This is a genomic window from Paenibacillus oryziterrae (assembly GCF_042610485.1).
Classification (GTDB): Bacteria; Bacillota; Bacilli; order Paenibacillales; family Paenibacillaceae; genus Paenibacillus_AQ.
Genome location: NZ_JBGJZO010000002.1, coordinates 1 through 22,627 on the forward strand (window position 1 = coordinate 1; position 22,627 = coordinate 22,627).

Annotated in this window: 15 protein-coding genes and 3 riboswitches; of the genes, 2 read left to right on the plus strand and 13 right to left on the minus strand. The window is 48.9% G+C overall.

Features of this window, described 5'->3' with window-relative positions:
• Window positions 1–462 precede the first annotated feature (462 nt).
• The 12 genes from ACAN55_RS02400 to ACAN55_RS02455 all read right to left on the minus strand — a co-directional run bounded on the left by ACAN55_RS02400 (window position 463) and on the right by ACAN55_RS02455 (window position 19,436).
• Window positions 463–1,272 carry a transglutaminase-like domain-containing protein gene (locus ACAN55_RS02400; RefSeq protein WP_379127594.1) on the minus strand — a complete coding sequence of 270 codons (810 nt, stop codon included), beginning with the start codon at window positions 1,270–1,272 and terminating at the stop codon, window positions 463–465.
• A gap of 13 nt (window positions 1,273–1,285) precedes the next feature.
• A riboswitch (cyclic di-GMP riboswitch) is annotated at window positions 1,286–1,367 on the minus strand.
• A 73-nt stretch (window positions 1,368–1,440) separates the two neighbouring features.
• Window positions 1,441–1,521: riboswitch (cyclic di-GMP riboswitch) on the minus strand.
• Between the two features lie 111 nt (window positions 1,522–1,632).
• Window positions 1,633–2,289, minus strand: a complete 657-nt coding sequence (locus ACAN55_RS02405; protein ID WP_379128664.1) for a class D sortase — start codon at window positions 2,287–2,289, stop codon at window positions 1,633–1,635.
• A 37-nt stretch (window positions 2,290–2,326) separates the two neighbouring features.
• Complete coding sequence (locus tag ACAN55_RS02410) at window positions 2,327–2,731, minus strand: GtrA family protein (RefSeq protein WP_379127597.1); 405 nt, start codon at window positions 2,729–2,731, stop codon at window positions 2,327–2,329.
• The gene (locus tag ACAN55_RS02415; protein ID WP_379127599.1) at window positions 2,721–3,698 is read right to left on the minus strand and encodes a glycosyltransferase family 2 protein; all 978 of its coding nucleotides are present in this window, start codon (window positions 3,696–3,698) and stop codon (window positions 2,721–2,723) included. Before ACAN55_RS02415 ends, ACAN55_RS02410 begins: the two co-directional genes overlap by 11 nt.
• An 84-nt stretch (window positions 3,699–3,782) precedes the next feature.
• Window positions 3,783–7,604, minus strand: coding sequence for a glycosyltransferase family 39 protein (locus ACAN55_RS02420; protein ID WP_379127603.1), 3,822 nt, complete (start codon window positions 7,602–7,604; stop codon window positions 3,783–3,785).
• 68 nt (window positions 7,605–7,672) lie between these two features.
• A complete protein-coding gene (locus ACAN55_RS02425) occupies window positions 7,673–9,244 on the minus strand; it encodes a glycosyltransferase family 39 protein (protein WP_379127605.1) in 1,572 nt (523 codons plus the stop codon).
• A gap of 121 nt (window positions 9,245–9,365) precedes the next feature.
• Window positions 9,366–10,766: an NCS2 family permease gene (locus tag ACAN55_RS02430; RefSeq protein ID WP_379127607.1), complete on the minus strand. Its 1,401-nt coding sequence runs from the start codon at window positions 10,764–10,766 to the stop codon at window positions 9,366–9,368.
• Window positions 10,767–10,888: 122 nt separating this feature from the next.
• A riboswitch (purine riboswitch) is annotated at window positions 10,889–10,988 on the minus strand.
• Window positions 10,989–11,173: 185 nt separating this feature from the next.
• On the minus strand, window positions 11,174–12,163 hold the full coding sequence (locus ACAN55_RS02435; RefSeq protein WP_379127610.1) for a stalk domain-containing protein: 990 nt from the start codon (window positions 12,161–12,163) through the stop codon (window positions 11,174–11,176).
• Between the two features lie 325 nt (window positions 12,164–12,488).
• Window positions 12,489–14,027, minus strand: coding sequence for a glutamine-hydrolyzing GMP synthase (guaA, locus tag ACAN55_RS02440; protein ID WP_379127613.1), 1,539 nt, complete (start codon window positions 14,025–14,027; stop codon window positions 12,489–12,491).
• Between the two features lie 144 nt (window positions 14,028–14,171).
• On the minus strand, window positions 14,172–16,691 hold the full coding sequence (locus tag ACAN55_RS02445) for a DUF4129 domain-containing transglutaminase family protein (RefSeq protein WP_379127616.1): 2,520 nt from the start codon (window positions 16,689–16,691) through the stop codon (window positions 14,172–14,174).
• Window positions 16,660–17,964: a DUF58 domain-containing protein gene (locus tag ACAN55_RS02450; protein WP_379127619.1), complete on the minus strand. Its 1,305-nt coding sequence runs from the start codon at window positions 17,962–17,964 to the stop codon at window positions 16,660–16,662. The genes ACAN55_RS02445 and ACAN55_RS02450 overlap by 32 nt, the downstream gene beginning before the upstream one ends.
• A 125-nt stretch (window positions 17,965–18,089) precedes the next feature.
• Window positions 18,090–19,436, minus strand: a complete 1,347-nt coding sequence (locus ACAN55_RS02455; RefSeq protein ID WP_379127622.1) for a polysaccharide deacetylase family protein — start codon at window positions 19,434–19,436, stop codon at window positions 18,090–18,092.
• A 112-nt stretch (window positions 19,437–19,548) separates the two neighbouring features.
• Between ACAN55_RS02455 and ACAN55_RS02460 the strand changes: the two genes are divergently transcribed.
• On the plus strand, window positions 19,549–20,217 hold the full coding sequence (locus ACAN55_RS02460) for a DedA family protein (protein ID WP_379127624.1): 669 nt from the start codon (window positions 19,549–19,551) through the stop codon (window positions 20,215–20,217).
• On the opposite strand, the gene ACAN55_RS02465 is transcribed toward ACAN55_RS02460, so the two are convergent.
• Window positions 20,192–21,481 (minus strand): MFS transporter, encoded by a 1,290-nt coding sequence (locus tag ACAN55_RS02465; protein ID WP_379127627.1) that lies wholly within the window; start codon window positions 21,479–21,481, stop codon window positions 20,192–20,194. The two genes, ACAN55_RS02460 and ACAN55_RS02465, sit on opposite strands and share 26 nt — an antisense overlap.
• A gap of 150 nt (window positions 21,482–21,631) precedes the next feature.
• Here ACAN55_RS02465 and ACAN55_RS02470 point away from each other — a divergent pair, with 150 nt between their 5' ends.
• Entirely contained in the window at window positions 21,632–22,588 is a 957-nt protein-coding gene (locus tag ACAN55_RS02470; protein WP_379127630.1) for a helix-turn-helix transcriptional regulator, read from the plus strand.
• Window positions 22,589–22,627: the final 39 nt, after the last annotated feature.

A 22,627-nucleotide genomic window follows, 5' to 3' on the forward strand; every position in this document is an offset into this window, starting at 1 on the left:
CGAGAATTTTCATTCTCACGATGGAATTTCGAAAGCGTGAAACACGCGATGAAATCCATCAGTTTTGGATTTTACTTTCGTAAAACCCCACTCACTCGTTGTTCAGTTTTCAAAGATCAAGTTCTCGTTGTCGGTGATTATCTCGTCACCAGCAACTCTTATAATATATCACATCCAGCCGTTCAATGCAAGCTCTTTTTTTCAAGTTTCTTTCGAGCGATGCATCCGTATTTCTTGGCCGGAATAAGAATATACCATGTATGCGATACATACGCAAGCTTTTTTTGATATACGACTTTCTTTCAATCGTTATATCAAGTTCTTCTTACTTTAATAGCGCTTTCTTATAATACCTCAATTTTAATCAGAAATGCAACTCTTTAATAAAATAAAAAAACAACCTGCTTAAAGATCAAGCCGATTGTTTATCTATATCATTAACTATTACGATTATTGTGGATATTAATAGACTTTAGCTGTGCTGTATTTAGTAGCGCTTTTGATTAGTTCCACTGTCTTCTTATTTTTAATCATTCCGGCATCTACTGTAGTATCGATAGTAACCCATTTACCATTCAACAACACTTCATTCCATGCATGATATTCAGTAACATAGCTCGTCTTGCCCATAACCAGCTTAGCCGGAATATCTACACTGCGGAGCATTGCGGCAAATAATGAAGAGTAGTCGTAGCAAATTCCTTTCTTACCGGTAAGGGTCTTATCTATACTAGGGATATAATCCGTAGGTATGGAAGATGCGAGCGTATAATCATATTGTACATTTTTAACGACGTAATTATAAATAGCTTTTACTTTGGCTTCATCTGTAGACAAGCCTTGTGTAAGCTGCTGGGCTTGTTGAATCGCTTTATCTGAGGAACTCCATTTAATATTTTGAACGGAATTCAGGTAAACAACGTTTGTGTTGGTGAGAGATAACTCTACTTCATCCGAATATACTGTTCTATATTTGTTGCCGGTAGTATTCTCAAGAATGGTAACTTTATAGGTACCGTTACCCTGTTGAAGGGGAAAGTCCTCCGATTGCTCAGAAGCATACAAGTTATAAGTATAGCTTGAGTTGTCCTTGGTGATCATCAGTTTCGTGCGCTTGTCTTTCGGAACACTATAATCAATACCAATTACACCCTCGGATAAGTTCGCTGTGCTTAACCACTGGGAATCGGTTGTTGCAGCTTGTGCAGTCGTAACTTGGATGGAAGTAACCATCACCAGTAACGTCAGAAGCATAAAATAAACCTTTTTCATGGATAAAACCCCTTTCGGTAGCTGGCTGCCATCCCTTGGGGAAAGGCCCTATAGCTTTGCGTCCCTATCTTTCGATAGGTTTGCCGTTATCGTATAAGCTTTATCTGTTCTATCTTTCACTGCGACAACATCATAAATGAAATGGAACAAACAAAAAAAGCCTCATCATTCGGTAGCTGGCTGCCATCCATACGGGAAGGCCCTGTAGCTTTGCGTCCCTGTCTTTCAACAGGTTTGCCATTGTCGTGCTTAGCTTTCTACTATTATAGTATCATAACTACCAGTTTTATCAATAGATAGTTCGGCGGTCTTCCATTTATTTATAGTAAAATTTAAAAGTTTGTGTCCTCAGATACGCCTTTAGGGCAGCTTGGCATGAACAATAAGCCGATGGGTCGGATTCACAAGCGGATCGCAAGTAATCAGCGTGAGAATTTTATCCTTCCCGTTGGGTTTCAGAACAGAAAGATCAGTCGGTTTCACTACAGTAATATCGTAAACTACATACTCGAGCGTCTGATCTTTAGTCTTGACTGTGATTGTGTCTCCAATCGCTACTTCATTCAACCGGTTGAACAGTCTCCCCGTTGTTCTCGCTCTATGTGCGGCAATTGCAGCATTTCCGACTTCGCCAAGCGACGTCGTTTCTTTCATATGGGCTGCTGCATGCTTCATGTTAGCCTTAGTGGCACCTTCCAGCACGGGGAGCATCAGATCAATTTTGCCGATTTGAATGACTGCAATAACTTTACCGCCGATTTCCGGTTCATTTGGAGCGGGTTGCTCCCCTTCAGTCTGTGTTTGTTCATCTAATAGGGATTCCTCTGCCAGTAGCTCCGACACCTGTGCATATCTCGATTCCAAGTCAGCATCCGGTGTATCGGCCGGTTCCTGAAAGCTTTGCTGTGCCTCATCGAGCAGCTTCTGCTGCTGTCGGTCGTTATACCACTCATTAGCCCGAGGGTACAGAAGAAGCAATATTCCGCAAACGATTAGTGCATAGGAAAATTTACGCATCATATCCGCACGCCCCCTCCGGCTTTATAATCAAACTTCAAAAAACCCACTTGCGGCTGCCGAAAAAGTTGATAATCACCGTTACAAAAGTCACCAGTACCTTAGCGACTATGATTTGAATACCCCATATATCACTTAGCAAGTGCATCAGCACTAAAGATATACCTAGAACCGCCAGATTCAGCGCAATAAACTTAAATAGCTGTTTACGATCAAACCCTTCTGCATTGCCGCGATCCCGGTCACGAAAGGTCACTTTTTTATTCAAAATAAAGCTGTTAGCCGTACCCGCACTGTAAGAGATTACTTGCGCGGCTGCATACGCCATGCCTAAGGAGTGAAGCAAGGTGAATACAGCAAAATCAATCAGGGTGTTCAATAAGCCCACGGCGTTGAATTTAAGGAATTGGATAAATGCGGACCGCAGATGATTATCGGACATCGTGATCGCCCTTCCGGAACTCCTCTTCTTCCACACTCTGATACCCTCTGGTCTCACGCACAATATAAAGCGGACGGTCTTTGGATTCATCATAAATCCGTCCGATATATTCACCCATAATTCCGAGCAGCATAAGTACAATACCGTTAAACAGCAGGTTCACACCTACGATGGAAGTCCATCCCGGTATGGTCCAGTCGGTGAACAGTCTCTGGAATAAGACGAAGAACAAATAGATAAAGCTGCTGAAGGCTAGAAAAAAACCGACATAGGAGGCGATCTTCAGCGGTTTGTAAGAGAAGGAGGTGATGCCGTCCAGTGCAAAGCTGATCATTTTCTTCAGCGGATATTTCGTCTCACCTGCAAAACGCTCCTCACGTACGTACTCGACCATGGTCTGACGGAAACCTACCCAGCTCACCAGTCCCCGGACATAACGATTCTTCTCTTTAAGTCCTCTCAGGACATCGCACACTTTACGGTCAATCAGACGGAAATCGCCGGTATCCGTAGGGATCTCCACACTGGTCATGCTGCGGAGCAGGCGGTAAAAGAGCTTGGCTGTAGCTTTTTTGAAAAAGGTCTCGCCGTGGCGCTTCAGCCGTTTGGCGTAGACGACCTCATATCCTTCTTTCCACTTGGAGATCATCTGCAGGATGACCTCGGGCGGGTCCTGAAGATCGGCGTCAATGACGACAACCGCCTGCCCTTCGGAATAATCCATACCTGCTGTAATTGCAACCTGATGGCCGAAGTTGCGTGAGAAATCGATCAATCTCACATTCTCATCCTGGCTGCTGATCTCCCGCATAATCTCTGCGGTGCGGTCGCGGCTGCCGTCGTTCACAAACACCAGCTCGTATGAATCCCCGCATCCGTCCATAACTGTTTTTAAACGCGCGTAGGTGTGGGCAATCACTTCTTCCTCATTATACATAGGAATAATTACACTATATCTGGCCTTCATTTGCTACCTCCTCAAACTTTCAGTCTACATAAGATGAACTTGAGAATGTTACAAGCAACATGCTCAAGTTCAAGTTCTATATGGCTAGAATACCCAGGTCGGGAACCACCGCAGGAAGCTGGTTATATATCCGCTGCTAACCTGCATTCCTGACAATACGGGATAAAATGCGATAAATAGCAGTACAGCTGCTATTACAAAAGCATACCTCAAGTAACGGGCTCCCGTATATTTGCCATCGAGCAGCTTCATTACATATACAATACCAAGAATCATAAACGGCACCATGGCAAAATAATGGTAAAGGAATGTTTCGCGCGGAACAAGCATCCATGGCACATATTGCGAAAAGAAAGCTATCCAGATCATGTACAGATTCTTGTCCTTACGTCTTACCGTAATCCATAACGTTCCAAGCATGGTGAATATGCCGGTCCACCAGATAAGCGGATTACCCATGGTAACAATACTGCTAGCCTGGCCTGCGGGCAGGCCTTCACCACCGCTGAAGAACCAGACCGGACGTTTCATGAACGGCCACTGCCACCATGAAGATGAGAACGGATGTGTAGCGACAAGCTGGCTATGGTAATCATACATGTTTTTCTGGGCTTCGATCAGTCCCTTGATGGTATACCCTTCAGCCGTCACATTCAGGACGGGAATAAAGGACAGGCCGTATACCACAAGCGGAATTAGCACAAAAAACACGATGCAGCTGAGCAAGGTTATTATGGTGTTTTTCCAGAACGATTGTATCGCTGTCTGCCCGGCGTTCTTAAGCTCCTGATCTCCGACCTTCCCCTCGGCGAGCAGCCGTCCCGCAGCCCGGTATTCCTTATACCGCCCGAATAATGACAATGCCAGCATAACCGCCAGCCCTGCTCCTCCGTAAAGAACGATCCACTTAGAGGCCACACCTATGCCGAAGAACAGACCGGACCAGAACAACGGGACCAGTGTTCTCCAGAGCGGAACCCGATAGAAATTCATCGTGAAATAGCGCTGCATGAAATAGAACATCAGCATGATGAAAAAGACGCCGTACACATCGATCGTTGAAATCCGTGTCTGTGTAAAATGCATGAAATCCAGAGCGAACAAACCGGCTGCCAGAGCTGCGTATGTGCTTTTTCCGAACAAGCGGAAAGCCATCAGATAGATCAGCGGCAGCATCGCAATTCCGAACAGGGTTCCGATAATCCGCCAACCGAAAGGAGTTACTCCAAACAGTTCCATACCAACAGCAATAAGCAGCTTACCGAGCGGCGGATGGGTATTCTCATAAGGCACAATGCCATGAGTATATTCATAAGCGGTGCGTGCATGATAGATTTCATCAAAATAGGTTCCGTTCATAAACCCGGAGTTGGCCGGAATGAGGGACTGTTCGTCGAACAGATTGGACGGGCTTCCCTTTGTTGGCACAGCCTCAGGATCCGGAATCACAGATGCCACCTGAAGTGGAGTTGTTCCCCCCCCCTGTTCATAAAAGGCCATTTCATGCAGGGCAAATCCAGGCGATTCAGTTACCGTAAGCTTCACGTAACGTGCAGCGACGTTAAGCGGCTGGCTTTTCCAGACAAACACGTTGCCTACATCCTCGTTGACTTCAAGCGGACTTCCCCAGACATCCGGCGTTTCACCGAATTCCAGTTTGAACTTGCCGGTGCCGGCACCGCCGAAAATGTTCACGCGCTCCAGCTGTTTGCTCTGGCCCAGATCCACATAAAAGCTTTCGCCGATGGAAGCCGTCTTCCACAACGTCTCCGGTGATTTCGTGTTGCCCAGCTGGAACAAGGCAATTGCAGCATAGACAGCTGTAATGCCAAGCATCCAGGTCCAATCCCGCCGCTGAAGCTTCAGCCTGCTTCCGCTGCCACTACCTGCGAACGGGCGAATATCCTCTATCGTATTTAGATCTTCTGCAATCAAGTCCTCCGTTGTAACAGGGGGCTGCAATGACTTGGTGTCTTTAAGTACATAAACCTGATATCCAATGTAGAGCAAATACCCTAAGAGCGCGATATTCGCTATGGATGTCACGAGTACAATTCCATCTGACCCGGGATTAATGCCTTCGTTTAAGTGGGCCAGGGTATAGGCTACATTAATATATTGGGTCAGACTGAATCCCAGGAGCAGCTGCAGGAATCGCCGGTCTCTGCTCTGGATAAAGCTAAAGCAGCACAGAATCAGCACCGGGAACAGGTATCGCTCATGCATCTTGGTGCCGAGAACAAACACAACAACAATCAGCACCATGCCTAGAAAATAGGATTTGGAGAGATCCTGACGGTCTTTTTTAAAGGAAAAGAATACCGCCAGAGCTACCGCAGCTAAGATGAAGATGAAACCCCAAACCCGATAGGTGATCCCCAGCCAGGTTAAATCCAGCGAAGACCATAGCGGGTCCGTCAACGCGTACAGATTAAACGCATTTACTGAAGAGTACGGATAGGAGGATAAAGTGGCTTTATATAGAGAGACAAGCCCCGGGATTCCTCCGTTATTCCAGAAAAATGGTGCTGCCAGCAGCAAAAATGTGCCCAGCCCGTACAACGCGCCAACAGCAAGCTGCTTCCATGCCCGGTGGTGATAGAACGCGAACAAGAGCACCGGTGTGAAAATTAGTGCCTGCGGCTTGATCAGCACCGCCAGCGCAAACCAAATCGCCGAGCGAACAAAAGCTTTATCTGAAGCCCAGCGGATGCTAAGAAGCAGGAAGATCAGAAAGAAGGAATCTGCCTGCCCCCATGCGGAGGAATTAATAAGTACGGCAGGGTTAAACAGAAACAGCAGCATTAAACCAAAGGCAAGGCCCTGGCCTAATTTTTTGCGTCCGACTTTGTACAGCATATAACCTAGCACAAGGTCGGATATGATGGCAGGCAGCTTGAAGAGCAGATTCTCTCCAGATGAGCCATGCGTAAGACCAAGTCCACCCCGTATCAGACTAAGCAAATATAATATGTAGAGATAACCCGGAGGATAATCAGCAAAGTAACCTTCTTCATAGAATTTACCCGGACCCATGTCCACGAGGCGTTGTCCCCAGGCAATAAAAGTATTCATGTCATTGATGTAGCCTTGGGCCGTAAGCCCGATCCATATGCGCAGAATCAGCGCCGTTGCCATTGCAGCCACGAACCATAATGTATAGCTTGCATCCGATTGACCAAGCCATCTGCGGCTCCGGAACGCTTGACGGTACAATAAAACAAAAAATACGGTAAATAGGGATGAGATTAAGAGAATCTTCGCTGGTGATACCTTATGCGGAGCATCCGCGCTGTCACCTCCCTGATCTACCGTGCCAACATCCAGCGAAACAATATCCACACCTTCCGGTGCAGCATCCAGTTGTTCGACCGCTATATCGTCAAAATAGGCTTTACCAGCTATCAGATTGGCATATCCGCCGAGACTGACACCAATCCCGACTTCATTCTGCTCCGGTCCTGTCTGACCGTAGAATTCAAGGTATTGCCAGTCTCCGCCTGAATCCACTGTGCTAGGATATCCACTGCCAAGACCGACTACAAAAACATTGGCGCCGAAGCCAGTGCCTTGGGTGCTTGCAACCTTAACCCAGCCGGAGATTTTATAATAGCTGTCCGGTGATACGGCAACATTCTGAACCCATTTCAAATGGTTGGGCTCCAGATTCTCGATCACTGCAGCCTGGCTGCCGGTATGAACCTCTGCCGATTGCACGGATATCAGACCGGAAGCATCTCCGGCGATCCAGGCATCTCTTGTCCATCCCAAAGGTGCCTCTTCGTTCACGTCTTCAAAGCCAGGATTCTGCACTAGATTCCCAGCGGCAAATGCACCATTAACGGGAAAAACAAACAAAAAAAGCATTAGAATAACGATTGCAGCCGTACGTTTATTGGTTGACATTGCTAAGTCCTCACCTCACCCATGTAGTCCGGCGCCTTCTGCCGGTATTATGAACGTGTTACTTGTTTCTACCGCGTAATAATAACGGTATAATTCGCGAACCTCCGGATTAAATATTCACCGTTCACCGCAGGAAGATTATCACCGTTCCAGAAAATATAAGCGGCTTTCTCCCCCAAGGTTATGCCAGGTTGCCCAAAAACATATTTGCCGAATGAAGAAACACGCTGAAACGCTTCTCCCGGGTTCACATACTCCACCGTAGCTGCGAAATCATGTGGATTAATTTTCTCATAAAAGAGGACATAGATGTACGGCATATTCACATGATCAGTGACGTATACCTTGCCTTCACTCTCTTCCGAAGCATACTGCACCGCCTCACCAAAGGACTGGTAAAAGGCTGGATCGATACTCTGTGGATAGTCACGGAAATATACCATTGTGAATAATGCAAAACATAAGCTGAATGCTACTGCCGAGATAATCCCTGCTGGTTTGGCCTTGTGAAATAGCCATAGAAAACCTTGGACCACAAGTAGTAAGAACGGATAAAAAAAGATATTCATCCGGTTCACATTCACTTCGGTTATAAATGCCATACCTACTGAAGTTGTTATCCATATCAGCACCAAAGCTTCAGGCACTGACTCCCCTGTGCTGAGAAATAATGAACGTGTCATTACGATCAAGCCCATCAGGGCAAAAGGCAGCGCAATAGGATAAGCAAAACCAAACGGTTCAATTGTATTATGCGCTAATCCGTCCCCTCCGCTGATCAGCAGCTTAAGAAAGACCTGGAAATTAGCACCGGCCGCCGAAAGTAAATCTCCCCCAAACACCGAGGATATCTCCTCCACTCGCGGCATGGTTAACCTTGGAATAGACATAAAGGGCAATGTAATTCCCTGAAGATTCCAGTGATTGATCATAATAAATAATAGAATAGGCACAGCCAAAAAGGCAAACAGCAATGCATTCCAAAATACAATCCGTATTGTCAGCACTCTTTTATATAGTAGATAAACAGCGGCACACAGAACAAACACCGGCACAAAAAAATAGGCTGTCCCATAGGCATACAGCGACATAGCGGCAAAAACCGTAAAGCCATAAGCCCATTTCGGCGACTGGATTGATCGAAGTAAACAATACACAGCAATAAGTATCAGGGTTGGGAAAATATTGGACTCCAGCGCCCACCTGGACATCATCATATGCCAGGGATTAATGGCAATAAAGAACATGGCTGTCGTTCCTGCTAACGGAGATTTAAAAACAGCTTTAGCACAAAGATAAAACAAAAGCATTCCAATCAAACCCATGACAATGCTAACGGCCCGCACAGACAGCGGAGTTAAGCCGAATAACCAGATAAATGGAATTGACAGATATGCATATAGCGCATTTTGCCCGCTCCCCCAAGAGATCAGATGGATGGGCAGAGAAATCCCGTTTCTGTCGATTCCGTAATGTAGAATAGCGTAGGCGTCATAACCAATGGATGCTTCATCCTGATTAAGACCTCCCGGTATAGAACCTATGTAAAGAAGCCGGACCACCGCACCTATTAGAAAAAAAACGACCGGCAACGGATTAGCTCTGCAGGCACGAATCCACCTGCCGACAATGCCTTTCAACGTGCATCACCTCTTCAACAATATAATCTAAAACCCGAATGAAGAAAAGTCTTCGAACGTCAAACAGCCAGCCCCCGCTAGGCGGGGCTGGCTGTTAATCAGATCTTGTAGTTCAGCAGGCTTAACCCTGGCTTCCGATCAGCACATAACGAAGGATAATCAGAACCGCGAGCACCCACATCATCCAGTGGATATCATATTTTTTCTTGCCGCCAAGGTTGGCAACAAAAGCAAGAATAACATAAGTTACGATACCGAAGGAAATACCGTTCGCGATGTTGTAAGTGAAAGGCATGATTGCAAAGGTCAAGAACGCCGGAATAGCTACAACCAGGTCATCGAAGTCAATTTGACGGATCGATTGCGCCATCAGTACACCGACAATAATCAGTGCTGCAGCTGTTGCCGATCCTGGAATCAGGGCAACGACAGGAGCCAGGAACAAAGCAAGCAGGAAGCATACGCCGGTAGTTACAGCAGTCAGACCTGTACGGCCGCCTTCAGCTACTCCCGCAGCGCTTTCCACATAAGCTGTAGTTGTGGAAGTACCGAGTACCGCTCCACCCGCTACTGCAACGGCATCAACGAACATCGCCTTGCCTACGCGCTTCTTGCCCTCTTCAGGATTGTCCATAATACCTGCGCGCTGCGCAGTTCCCACCAGTGTTCCAAACGTATCAAACAATTCTACAAAGGTAAATGTGGCGATAGCAGAAACGATACCGGTATGCATAATGCCGTCCCAGTCAAATTCGAAGAAGTTGAGTTGTGTCAGATCCGGAACCCATGGAGTCTGCGGATTGGACAAGCTGCTGAAATCAACTGCGCCCATCAGGATACCTGCCAGAGTAGTACCGAGAATACCGAAAAGGATTGCACCGCGAACCTTCAGCACCATAAGGATGGAGATTAGCAGCAGGCCGATAATAGCCAATTGAACGCCTGTATTTTCCAGGCTGCCCATATGAATAACGGTTTCGAAAGAAAGAACATCTGTAAATGTGTTAGCTTTAATATCAGCGCCAGCTTCAACGCCGACGGTCATAATTCCACTGTTCTTCAGACCGATAATGGTAATGAAAAGTCCGATACCTACTGTAATGGCATGCTTCAGACTGTCTGGAATAGCTTCCAGCAGAATCTGGCGCACTCTTGTTACGGTGAGCAGAATGAAGATCAAACCGGAGATGAATACAGCCGTCAAACCCATCTGCCAGGTAAACTCTTTACCTGTTGTCGCAGAGGACAGAACAACGGATGCGAAGTAAGCGTTAAGCCCCATCCCTGGTGCCAATGCTACCGGGAAGTTTATGAACAGGCCCATTGCGATAGTGAAGATACCTCCTGCTAAAGCTGTAGCCAAAAATACGGAGTACCAGCCCATGTCGATGCGGCCAAAAGCCGTCAGCGTTCCGGGATTTACCGACAGAATATAAGCCATTGCCATAAAAGTGGTCAAGCCGGCCATAATCTCTGTGCGAATCGTAGTACCATTCTCTTTCAATTTGAAAAAGCGATCCAATTTGTTCTCCCCCTAAGGTGTGTTGGTTGTTGTGGCAGCAACAAAAAGCCGGAGTCTTGTTAGACACCGGCCGAAAAAAAGAGTAGCTTCCCTGACAACGCCAGTTGAAGACGGCGAACTCACAGGATTCTCTTCTTAATCGTAGCCAGGTCATTACGGTGACCTCGTAGAAACTCCCAGGCCAATCCCTGGAATTATACGAATGATTATGTTGTTTGCTTTCTCATTTTAGGTGTACATGACATGACTTGTCAATGGTAAAAACGAACATTATTCGTCAGGTTTTTATAATCGTTCGTAAATCCTCCATTTTTCGATTGTCAAAGAGATTGTAGTCTCTTTAACATACCCAATCAGCATCCAGCTAATTCCTGAGGGACCAGAAGTTTGTATATGGGATGACTCTGTTATTTGATGCTGCTTTGATCAGGATTTGGGTTCGCGATTTTAGACACATTAGAGTATGTAACTTTCCCAGTTTCATTAATATCTGACGCACTAAGTAAAAAGTACTTAGAATTACTATACTGCACCAGTAATGTAATTGGATGGTCAGGATTCAGCTTCTGCAATTCCTTTGCATACTCTTCAGTGTACTGCTTTCTCTTATCTCCAAGTCCATTCCACCATGTGAAAAAGGTCTCCACATCAAGATCGGTGTGAGTGACCTCAGTTCTGATGTCATTGTCTTCTTCCAGTCTCTTGTTAGTAACCGGAAACACTTTTTTAAACAAATCATAACTTTGGTCCAGCGATTGTTTAAGTTGCTCGATGTAAGCAACAGATTCTTTGCTGGCTGCTGCAAATAGGCTTTCCTTAAGATAAATACTTCCTTCATAAAAAAAGCCATCATCGCCACTCGTCATTTTACTGCTCAATTTCACTTGAATATTGCTGCGTGCAAATTCAACGATTGAACTATCGGGAACGGGAATCTTTTTTAAATTAACATCATATTTATTCAATCCGCCTACTAAAGGCAAATAAACTACGCCCTGATACTTAATAGCAGGCACCGATGTGCCGGATAAATAGTTCTTCAGTAGTTCCGGCTTGGCTGGTGATGTACTGCTGCCCGATGTTTGATTGGTTGGGGTTGACTGAGTCTGAGATCCATTAACTGCAACATTGGAACCGCTGCCACTAATCTCTACTCTTTGCATAGTATTGTTCCATGCTGCAGAAACCCCCAAGACCTCACCGACTGCCTTTAATGGCATATAAGTACTGCCTTTATAGCTCAGCACCGGTAAATCTGTATTCTGATATTTCTGTCCGTTTACCATGATGGGATAATCAGCCTTCGTAAGTATGTATTCTTTAATTGAATCCGCGAATACATTCGTCGTTGCCGTCAAAGCCACTCCAATAATAATACCTGCTATCAATTTTTTCATTATGCACCTCAATATTTTTTGGATGAATGAGCTTAGTAACAAGAAGGCTCGCTACCAACAATTCATATCAATAGAGCATTATATCATATACATCCATAAACTGGATGTGAAATCCGATGGATGTTTGGGCCTTTAGATCAGCCTATACAGTTCTTCAATTTTGGCCAAAAAAAACACTCCCTTCTATTTGCGAAATAACGCAGATAAAAGAGAGTGAGTTTTTCACACTAATGTTGCAGGTGTAGGCAGAGTTTCACTGCCGTCATCGTCCGGACTCTTTTGGAATCAAGGAATCCAAGTGATTGACGACATTAATGTCCCCAGTCTATTCCCACTCGATGGTTGCTGGCGGTTTCGAGGTCACGTCATACACGATACGGTTTACGTTCTCCACTTCGTTGACGATACGTACGGAGATTTTCTCCAGCACATCCCAAGGGATACGTGCCCAGTCAGCGGTCATCCCGTCGATGGAGGTTACTGCGCGAATGCCTACCGTGTAAGAATACGTGCGCTCATCCCCCATAACACCAACACTCTTCATGTTCGGCAATGCGGTGAAATACTGCCAGATTTCCCGGTCCAGACCGGCTTTGGCGATTTCTTCACGCAGAATATAATCGGAATCGCGAACGATCGTAAGCTTGTCCTCTGTAACTTCTCCAAGTACGCGAATCGCAAGACCCGGACCCGGGAAAGGCTGTCTCCAGACAATAGCATGCGGCATACCGAGCTCTTCGCCTAGCTTGCGGACTTCATCCTTGAACAAGGTGTTCAGCGGCTCGATCAGGCTGAATTTCATATCTTCCGGCAGTCCGCCAACATTGTGGTGGGACTTGATGGTCTGAGCTGTAGCCGTTCCGCTCTCGACGATATCCGTATACAGCGTTCCTTGAGCCAGGAAGCTAAAGTCACCCAGCTTGGCTGATTCTTCGTCGAAGCAGTAAATGAACTCATTACCGATGATTTTACGTTTCTGCTCAGGATCCTCAACGCCAGCCAGCTTGCTAAGGAAACGCTCGCGTGCATCGATCTTCACCACGTGAATATCGAATTTGCCCACAAAAGTCTCCATAACACTCTCTGCTTCACCCTTGCGCAGTAAGCCGTGATCAATAAACATGCAAGTCAGTTGATCGCCGATAGCACGGTGGATCAACATGGCTACAACGGAGGAATCTACACCACCGGAAAGTGCGCAGAGCACTTTTTTGTCGCCGACTTTGTTCCGGATATCTTTAATCGCATCTTCTATGAAAGTTTCCATTGTCCATTTGCCTTCGCAGCCGCAGACATTGTACAGGAAATTCGAGATCATCTCATTGCCTTGTACAGAGTGACGTACTTCAGGATGGAATTGAACCGCAAATAACTTCCGTTCCGTATGGCTCATGGCCGCGATCGGTGCGCTTTCGGTGCCGGCATCGAGTGTAAAACCTGCAGGTAGCTCCACTACATGGTCGCCATGGCTCATCCATACCGTTTGACGGCTATCCAGACCGGAGGTCAATGCGAAGCCTTGTCCAAAATCAACATCTGCTTTGCCGTATTCACGTTTAGCGGAACGCTCCACCTTGCCGCCGTGCTGGTGTGCCATCAGCTGCATGCCGTAGCAAATACCAAAAATAGGCAGGCCCAGATCATAAACAGCCGGGTCTACATGCGGTGCATCCTCAGCGTATACACTGCTCGGTCCACCTGAGAATACAATTCCCTTAGGCGATAGTGCTTTGATCTTGTCGATTGGCGTATTGTACGGCAGCAGCTCGCTGTATACCCCCAGGTCGCGGATTCTGCGTGCGATAAGTTGGTTATATTGTCCTCCAAAATCGAGAACGACGATCATTTCATTTGGCTTGTTCATTACGTGCCTCCCTTGATTATTGGATTCATTATACTCATGGATAATTAACACCGTCAAGGAATGTGGCGGCCTAGCTTAAAAGCATTTTTTGCACGCGCTTTCTTAGGGGGATTTCGCCTATTCCCCTTATGCATAGGGCATTCATCAGGTGACGCGGAGCGTGATATCCAGGCAGACCCTGATGAAATTGGATGCCGATTGAGAATCGCACCCGGGTGGCGAGACGGAGCCGGATGACATCGAATGAGGCACGGAACCGGGCGGGGCAGACTCGGACGACAACGATTGAGGGACGGAGCCGGGCGAGACGGAGCCGGGCGACAATGATTGAGGGGCGAATCCGGGCGAGACGGAGCCGGACGACAACGATTGAGGGGCGGATCCGGGTGGGGCGGATCCGAACGACTCCGACCGAGGGGCGGGCGGCGGTGCCCCCGCCGCCCGGGATGGGCTGCTGTACGCCAGGGTCTCCCACTGGCGTACGAACTGCCGGACCGCTTCGCGCAGTCCGGCGTTGTCGACCGGCAGGGAGTCTGCGTACTCCCTGCCGGTCATCCCGGGCGGCGGCGCTCCATAGCGCGCCGCCAGTCCGTGCCAGGCCAGAGCGGCTGCGGCCCGCAGCTGCTCCGGCCCCGGGCTGCTGCTGCGCTTCGCCAGCAGCAGCCGCAGGCTCCGCCGCCAGCGCCAAGCGGCGGCGGGAACCAGCAGCAGCGCCGCGGGGAGCGGTGCTGCTGCCCGCCCGCCCTGGCGCAGCCGGGCGGGCAGGCCGTCCGCGCCGGCAGCCAGCGGCGGTGCGGATCCGGGCTGCGGCGGCGCGGAAGCCGCAGCCACGGCAGGGGTGGGGTCGAAGGGAACCCACCCCGCGCCGGGGAAATACACCTCCACCCAGGCATGCGCATCGCCCTGGGTGACCGTATAACGCGGCGGAACTGAGCCCACTTCCAGCGTTCCAGGCCCGTACCCCTTGACGTAGCGGGCAGGAATATCAGCGCTGCGCAGCAGAACCGTCATAGCGGTGGCAAAATGCACGCAGTAACCCTTTGTCACCTCAAACAGAAAGTCGTCGGTGAAATCTGCACCTGCAGGCGGCACCTTGGTATCCAGGGTATACGTATAGTGGGTCTTTAAATAATTCATCACAGACACTGCGGCATCATATCGGCTATCCGCCGAAGAGGTTAAACGATCTGCAAGCTCACGAACACGCGTAGGAAGTGCAGCAGGTAATTCCAGATAAATACGCTGAACCTCCTCCGGGTCAAGGCCCGTCAAACGTCTAAGCACCTGCGGGTCAGTCTCCGGAAGCTGTGAAACCACCGTATATTCCGTAATTCCCCAAGCACTTGTTGTCTCAGGCAGTCTTATCTCCTCCCTGTCTTGACTGGCGAACACGAACCCCAGCCTGCTGCCGTCTGCTAGTTGTACCGTGGGGACATCCAATACTCTGCCGGCGCTAAACAAGGGAAGACCACTAATAGAAGGGGACATGAATTGTACCCGCTGAGTAAGTATTCGGTCTTCCGTACTCAACGCTGAAGCAGCTCTCTTCTCCGGAAGAGCCGCCAAATTAAGCGGAAGAAGACCCTCCGCACTTTTGCCCCAGCGACGGCCATCATAGTGATCCAGGCTCTGTCCCTTCATGTAGGCGGAAAGTCGGCTCTCAACCTTAAACACAGGCTCTGTACTGCCAGTAAGTGGAGCGCCCAGTTCCCCCTCAGATAAACTGTAGCCCGTGAGCCCGGAACTTTCTCCTGCAAAAGTATTCAATTCAGCCTCTTCACCCCACGCCTGGAGAAATCGTGCGGACGGCTTCAGTGATATCTCCTTCTCCTGCTGATGCCCGATCCATTCCTTCCCGGCCCAGGACATTCCCGATATGATCGTCGCCGACAGAACAGCCGCAATCCACCAGCGGGTATACGGCAACGAGGTCATTCTGCCGCTTGGATTCTTCCCCTGCAAAAGCTGCAATCTGCACATTCCTTGAAGAACTAGAATCAGATCGGCCGATATAGCCAGCTGAACACTTGTATCCAATTCCAGAAATCTGTTCAGCAGAAGTAAGTAGACCACTGTAACCACGCTGAACAGCGAGGTACTGCTCCGGTAAAGGGCCAAATGCTGGACAGAAACTACCAGCAGGCTCCAGCCTGCACATAAGATCAGAAGTCGTGTTTCTGTGTTCACCTCCGAAACCCTACCTGAGAAGAGCAAGATAAAGTCACCCGGGATTTCGGCAATGTAATCCCTGAACCAATTCCCATTGGCCTGTGAACACGCAACGAACCAAACCAGTACGGCCACTACCGTCTGGGCAGATGCACCCAGCCAGAAGGGCCGCTGAATCAATCCGCACAACAATAGTAATCCTGACGTCCCTGCAAGAACTGCCAGCAGTCTGCGGGTTTCATCTACCATGTTGACTTGATAAAGCGGAAGAAGCCACTCTATAAAGAGGCCCATAATAGCCAAAGAGAACAGCAGGCGGTAGAATAAGGGGCTTGTCCCCCAGCTACCGGCTCGGCTGTTCTCTTCCCTATTCTCTGCTACTAAGTAATCGGAGCTCCTGTGCTGGCTCTTCTTTACTGGTAGAACGCTTTCCTCTTCCTGTAGGCTATCTTCTGCTTTCTCTTTACCGGACCTCGGGTGCCACAACTGACTCACTGGCAATTCCCTCCTTCCGGCCTCCAGCGGGCAGCGCCTGCTCAAGGCAATACAGCTCCGCTCCCAGACGTTTCAGACTTTCACCAATGGTGGCTTTCACTGGAGGGCCTGGTTCAAGCGGGGAACGTTCCGTGAACGGTGTCCGCTGATCCCAGCCGTAATATACAGTTACTTTAACCCCCTGCATAAGCAGCCGGGCAACAGCTTTTGCCGCTTCAGGCTCCAGTAGACCAGTGACAATGGACAGACTCATACCGGGAATCATCGCCCGCGAGGCATCTTCCAGCAGTTCCGGCAAGGACCTGGTGCTATCCGGCTTGATATCAGTTAAGATCTGCAGCACCCTTCCGGGTATCTTGCCCAAGCCCTCATGCCTGGCCATACCCTCCGGCCAACCTCCGCTGAACAATTGCACATAAGTACCGGAACGCTCTGCTGTAAGCATGAGCCCAACGGCTGTAGAAACTGCCTTCTCGAACATTGGCATTATGCTCCCTCTTGCACTGCGCGGAACAAGCTTCCCTGTCGGAACTTCGTAGCTCTTTGGCGCATGATCCAGAACAATGCAGATCATCCCGCTTTCACGTTCCGGAATCCGGCTGTGCAGGGAGCCGTGGCGGGCAGTGCTTTTCCAGTGAATCCGGCTCAATGGATCACCCGGGATATATTCGCGAATATCAGCACCTTCCTCTTTGCCCCGTCCCATGGCTGAAGACACCGTTGCCCAAGTCAAGTTAACATCCTGGTAGTTCTCTCTGCCAAAATACAAGGGGGCTGGAAGCACTTTGAAGCTGGATGATGCACCTTCAAGAAGTTTACGGCCTGTGAACCATCCCGGTACATCACCCCAGCTAATACAGCAATTCTCCAGGCGGTGTTCACCCCGTGAAAGCTGCGAAAGGGTATATGTAAAGATAAAGGTTCGCCGGAATCCGGGAAACAGCAGCTCCCGATGGCTGCCTCCGCTCCAGCTCTCCTTAATGATCATCCAAGGCAGAGGAATCCATGAGCGAAACCGAACATGCAGCTTAACCGTCACCGTGTTGCCGGCAATGGTGCTAACGGGTGTAACAGTACGTTTAATGTTGAAGCCCCGGGGTCCAAAGGCATACAGTGCCAGCCCGCCGGACAGCAGAATACCCGCTGCCACAGAAAGGAACAGAAGCCCGCTCCCCCCAAACAAGGCATACATACCCGTCAGCAGACCTGCTATGGATAACATCCGTCCCCACTCCAGAATCGCTCTATGGTTTCTTTGAATATAAGAGGACAATAGAATAACCCGCCTTTTTCCGTAGATTCGTTCCGTTCTGAATGGAACTCTCTATCTATTCTTCCCAGGAAAAAGGCGGGTCAGACCCAAAATCATATATTCACTTCATATCTTAATCATTTAGCTTAGTACGCTTTAACCCGGCGTTCCTCCCCTGAAGCGCTGACTTTAAGCAGCGGATGTTCGGCAAGCTCCAGAAGGTCCCGCAGTCCAATCCATACATTCCCGCCAATCATCGTTACCGCATGAGGTCTGGTGTCAGTGTCTCCGTTAACTCCGTTAAATATAAGCTCGTTATGATCTACATCTGCCAGAAAGGTATGTCCATTCAGGGCAACCCTGACGCTATGGATATCGGCCTCCCAGCTCACCGCTCCGCCCAGCCGCTGGGTAACAGCACGCAGCGGCACGATGTATTGTCCCTCTTCAATGAAATATTCACCGGGCATTAGCTTGGTCTCCAGCTTCCCGATTTCCAGTACAAGCGGTCTAGCCGGCTCGAACAAAGCGGCATTAGCATTGATATGGGAGGCAATCCATGCTGTCGATGGTTTAGCTCTTCCTGCACCTACACTCTGCGAGCTTACCTTAAATTGTACAGGCTTGACCTTTTCATCCAGTACACCAAACTCGTAGCCTGCAGCCTTATATCGGGCAATGATCTCCGGAAGTGCTTTGGCTGTCTGTTCATGCCCTCCGCCATCATGCATTAATAGAACTACGCGGGCCGCATCGGTATCCGGAACGGACTCTGCTATAATTTCGCCAGCAGGAACGCCCCTGCGTTTGGAGTCTCCACTGTCCACGTTCCAATCCGTGACCAGGTAGCCCGCTTGCTTCAAGAGATAGAAGTAGGTATCATCAAAATGACCGGCAGTACCGCCGGGTGCACGTACCAGCTGCGGCCGAATCCCTGTGATACTGCGGACAATCTCCTCCGTCCGCTTGATTTGATTCCAGAAATGGGTGAATCCGCTATATAAATCATGGTAATCATGATTATAGGAATGATTGCCAATGGCATGCCCCTGCTCCCAGATCGCGTTAATCAGCTCGGGATGGCTTGCGGCTCCATTACCAAGCACGAAGAAAGTAGCCTTCACTTTTTCCCGCTTCAGAATCTCCAGTATCTTCGGTGTGACCTGGCTGGGGCCATCATCAAAGGTAAGATATATGATCTTTCCGGGCTTCTCCTCTTTGACAGCCGGTTGGGCTGGAGAGACTGCTGACGCTTGCGGTTTCATTTTCTGTACCACTGCAGTTTGTTTCAAGGTGGTCAGAGGCTCCGTGGCAGGAGCAGAGGTTTTCTCCGCTGACTGCTGCGGTCCCGTAGACAGGGCATGAACGGTTAAGGAACTCCATTCCAAACCGCTCTGTGCGCTGCATCCCGTAACAACTAAAATGATGCCTATCCATATCAGCAATCCGCGGATCAGGCTCCGCCGGTTGCGGGAATTACGATTGCTTGTCATCATCTCTACCTCCAGCATCTATTGGCTCTTAAAAGCCGGTTTTGATAGATTGTATGAAGACAAGCTTTGAAATAGAATAAGATTACTGCCCCCACTGGAGTGTGAACCGGCAATGGAAATGTTAAAGTGGATTCAAGAATTATTCGCTGATTACGGCTATAGCGTCATGTTTTTCGGACTTCTTCTGGAGTTCGTCGCCCTGCCCTTTCCGGGTGAGACGACGATGGCGTTCGCTGGCTTCCTCTCTTATACAGGAAAGATGGATTTTACAACATTGGCCATAACTGCTTTTGCCGGAACAACGGTAGGGATGACAACGACGTATTTCATCGGACTCAAAGCCGGTATGCCTTTTATCCAGAAGTACGGCAAGTGGATTCTGTTCTCTCCGGCAAAGCTGGAAAAAACGCAGATTTGGTTTGAAAAATATGGCAGTGTCCTGGTTTTCATTGGCTATTTCGTACCGGGGGTACGTCATTTCACCGGATATTTCTCCGGCATTACCGCATTGCCCTTTCGAAAATTCGCCGGGTACGCCTATACCGGAGCCCTGTTCTGGGTACTACTTTTTCTCGGCATCGGACGTATCTTTGGCCCGCAGTGGATGGGAATCTTCCACCTGTTTGAGCGCTATGCCATTTGGGTAATCGCTGGCGGTATCTCTCTCGTCCTTCTGATTGTACTGTACCGCTACCGCCTTGTTATTAAAGAGCGAATGTCTAAACGGAAAGCTTCACCTAAAGTAAAAACACGTGTTAAAGAGTCTTCCAAAGGGCGGTGAATGAACCGTCCTTTTTGCTGCGCAGCAGCGCATATGCGGCCATCACCAGCGCGATCGAGACCAATCCGAAACCACCTGCCATCCCGAGTCTGCGGGGTTCAATCAACTCCAGCATCCATCCAGCCAGCAGCATTGATAGTCCAAGCAGTGTATTGCCTACAGCGGCCAGAATCCCAAACAACATGGGCTGCATAGTCACAGGTGTCTCTTTCATGACAAGTGTATCCAGACAAGCACTACTGACCCCGCCGGCCGTCGCCAGGAAGATATAAAGAACGGCAGCAGTCACAAAGTTCCCGCTCACGCTGAGGCACGCAAGCAATACTCCCTCCAGCAGCAGTCCTCCCACCGCACCAGCGACCAATCTTCCCTTCAACATTCGGGCCACAACAAAGCTACAGCTAAGTCCCATCCCAAGCGCCGCATAGAATATTCCTACACCTGCATCCCCGGCATCAAATACCTTGAGGGCATACACACTGATTAGTACATTGTCCAAACCACTCACCATCGGAACAAGCAGTTCATAGACAAGGACCAATTGCAGTGGAAGGCTTACCGATATGATCCGCAGGAGATTTCTCCGTAATACTTTGGAGGTTGTACTGTCTGCTGCGGCATTCTCTACATCGAATAGACCAGTAACAGGCTGCTTAGACTGCGGGTATGACTCCGGCAGTTTAGGGAATTTAATGCTGTAAATAATTACAGCTGCCAACAGAAACGATGCTGCATTCATCACAAATGCCAACTCCGGACCAAACCACAAGGAGACAATCCCTCCGGTAAATGCTCCCAGAATAAGCACACACCCTGTCATCAACTGCTCCAGGCCATTGATCTTCAGCAAAGAATCGGGCCTTGCGAGCAGCGGAATCAATGATTTGCGCATAGGCGCATAAATAGCCTCACCGGCTGCCATGAAGAAGCTTGCGGTATATAGGAGCCATAGCCGGTCAGCATCCGTTACCCATAGGAAAGACAGTGCAAAGGGTATGCGCAGAAGGTCTACGCTGATTAAAATGACTTTACGCGGCAGTTTGCTGCCTAGAATTCCCCCTAAAGGAGCCAAGAACAAGGACGGCACCAGCCGCACCGCAAAGGCAACACCTATCGCCATCCCTGAACCGGTCAGATGGAAGATCAAAGACAACATCGCAACCTGGCTGAAGCGGTCACCAATGCCATTCACGAGTCCGGCGGCAAAAAGTTTAAAATATTCCCGTTCCCCTCTAATTACAGCAGCGGAAGAACTTGTATCCATATCATCAATCTCCATTCCAAACAAATTAGCAAAACATCTAATTAGATATTAATCTAAACTGTTGATTATGACAATGCTTTGCCGGGATTATTTTGATAAGATTAAGGAAATTAAGCGGAACGCTGATGTCCGGGAAAGAGAGTCCAGCCTTTGAAAATTGACCGTTTGCTCTCCATTGTCATCCTACTCATGAACCGCAACCTCATACAGGCCAAGGATCTTGCAGATATGTTCGAAGTGTCTGTGCGGACGATTTACCGTGATATTGAAAGCATCAATCAGGCAGGGATTCCTGTGGTTACCTATCAGGGTTCAGGAGGTGGAATTGGTCTGATGGAAGGCTACCGGCTGGACCGGAATGTCTTGACGAGCCATGAGCTCGCCGATATTTTCACTGCTCTGCAAAGTGTCTCCACCACCTACGGCGGAACCGGCCATGCCCTGCTGATGGAGAAGATCAGCAGTGTCATCCCCCCGTCAGAGTCTGCAGCCTTCCGCAGCAAAGCGGCCCAGCTGGTCATCGATTATTCGCCGTGGGGGCTGAATAGTCCGCTGGAGGAACGGCTCACTGTGCTCAAGGAAGCACTGGAGGCGTGTGTCATTGTAGCTTTTGATTATGTCGCCGCTGACGGCAGGTCCAGCCGGCGTTCGGTAGAGCCTTATACGCTATTACTGAAAGGCCAGGCCTGGTATTTATATGGCTTCTGCCATATGCGTCAGGATTTCCGGCTCTTCAAGCTGCCGCGTATGAAGGATCTTGTGAAGAGCGCAGAGAATTTCGTCAGACAGGAGCTCACCGGTATAGAATATCCTTGGAGTAACGGCTGGACCAGAGAAGACTCCGGCGTTCCCATAGTTCTCCATTTCTCGCCCGAGGGCAGGCATCTCGCCGAGGACCGCTTTGATTCGGAAGAGCTGAAGCCGGATGGGAATGGAGGTTATTATGTTACTCTCGAATATCCGGAGGACAGCTGGCTGTACGGTTTCCTGCTGAGCTTCGGGAGTGCAGCCGAGGTGCTGGAGCCGGAACATATCCGCAGGAGAATAGGGGAAACAGCGGTGGAGATTGCCGCTAAATATAATATATTGCCTATCAGACAAACCTGACGAAATGCCGTCAGGTTTGTTCTCTTATAATAAGCATGC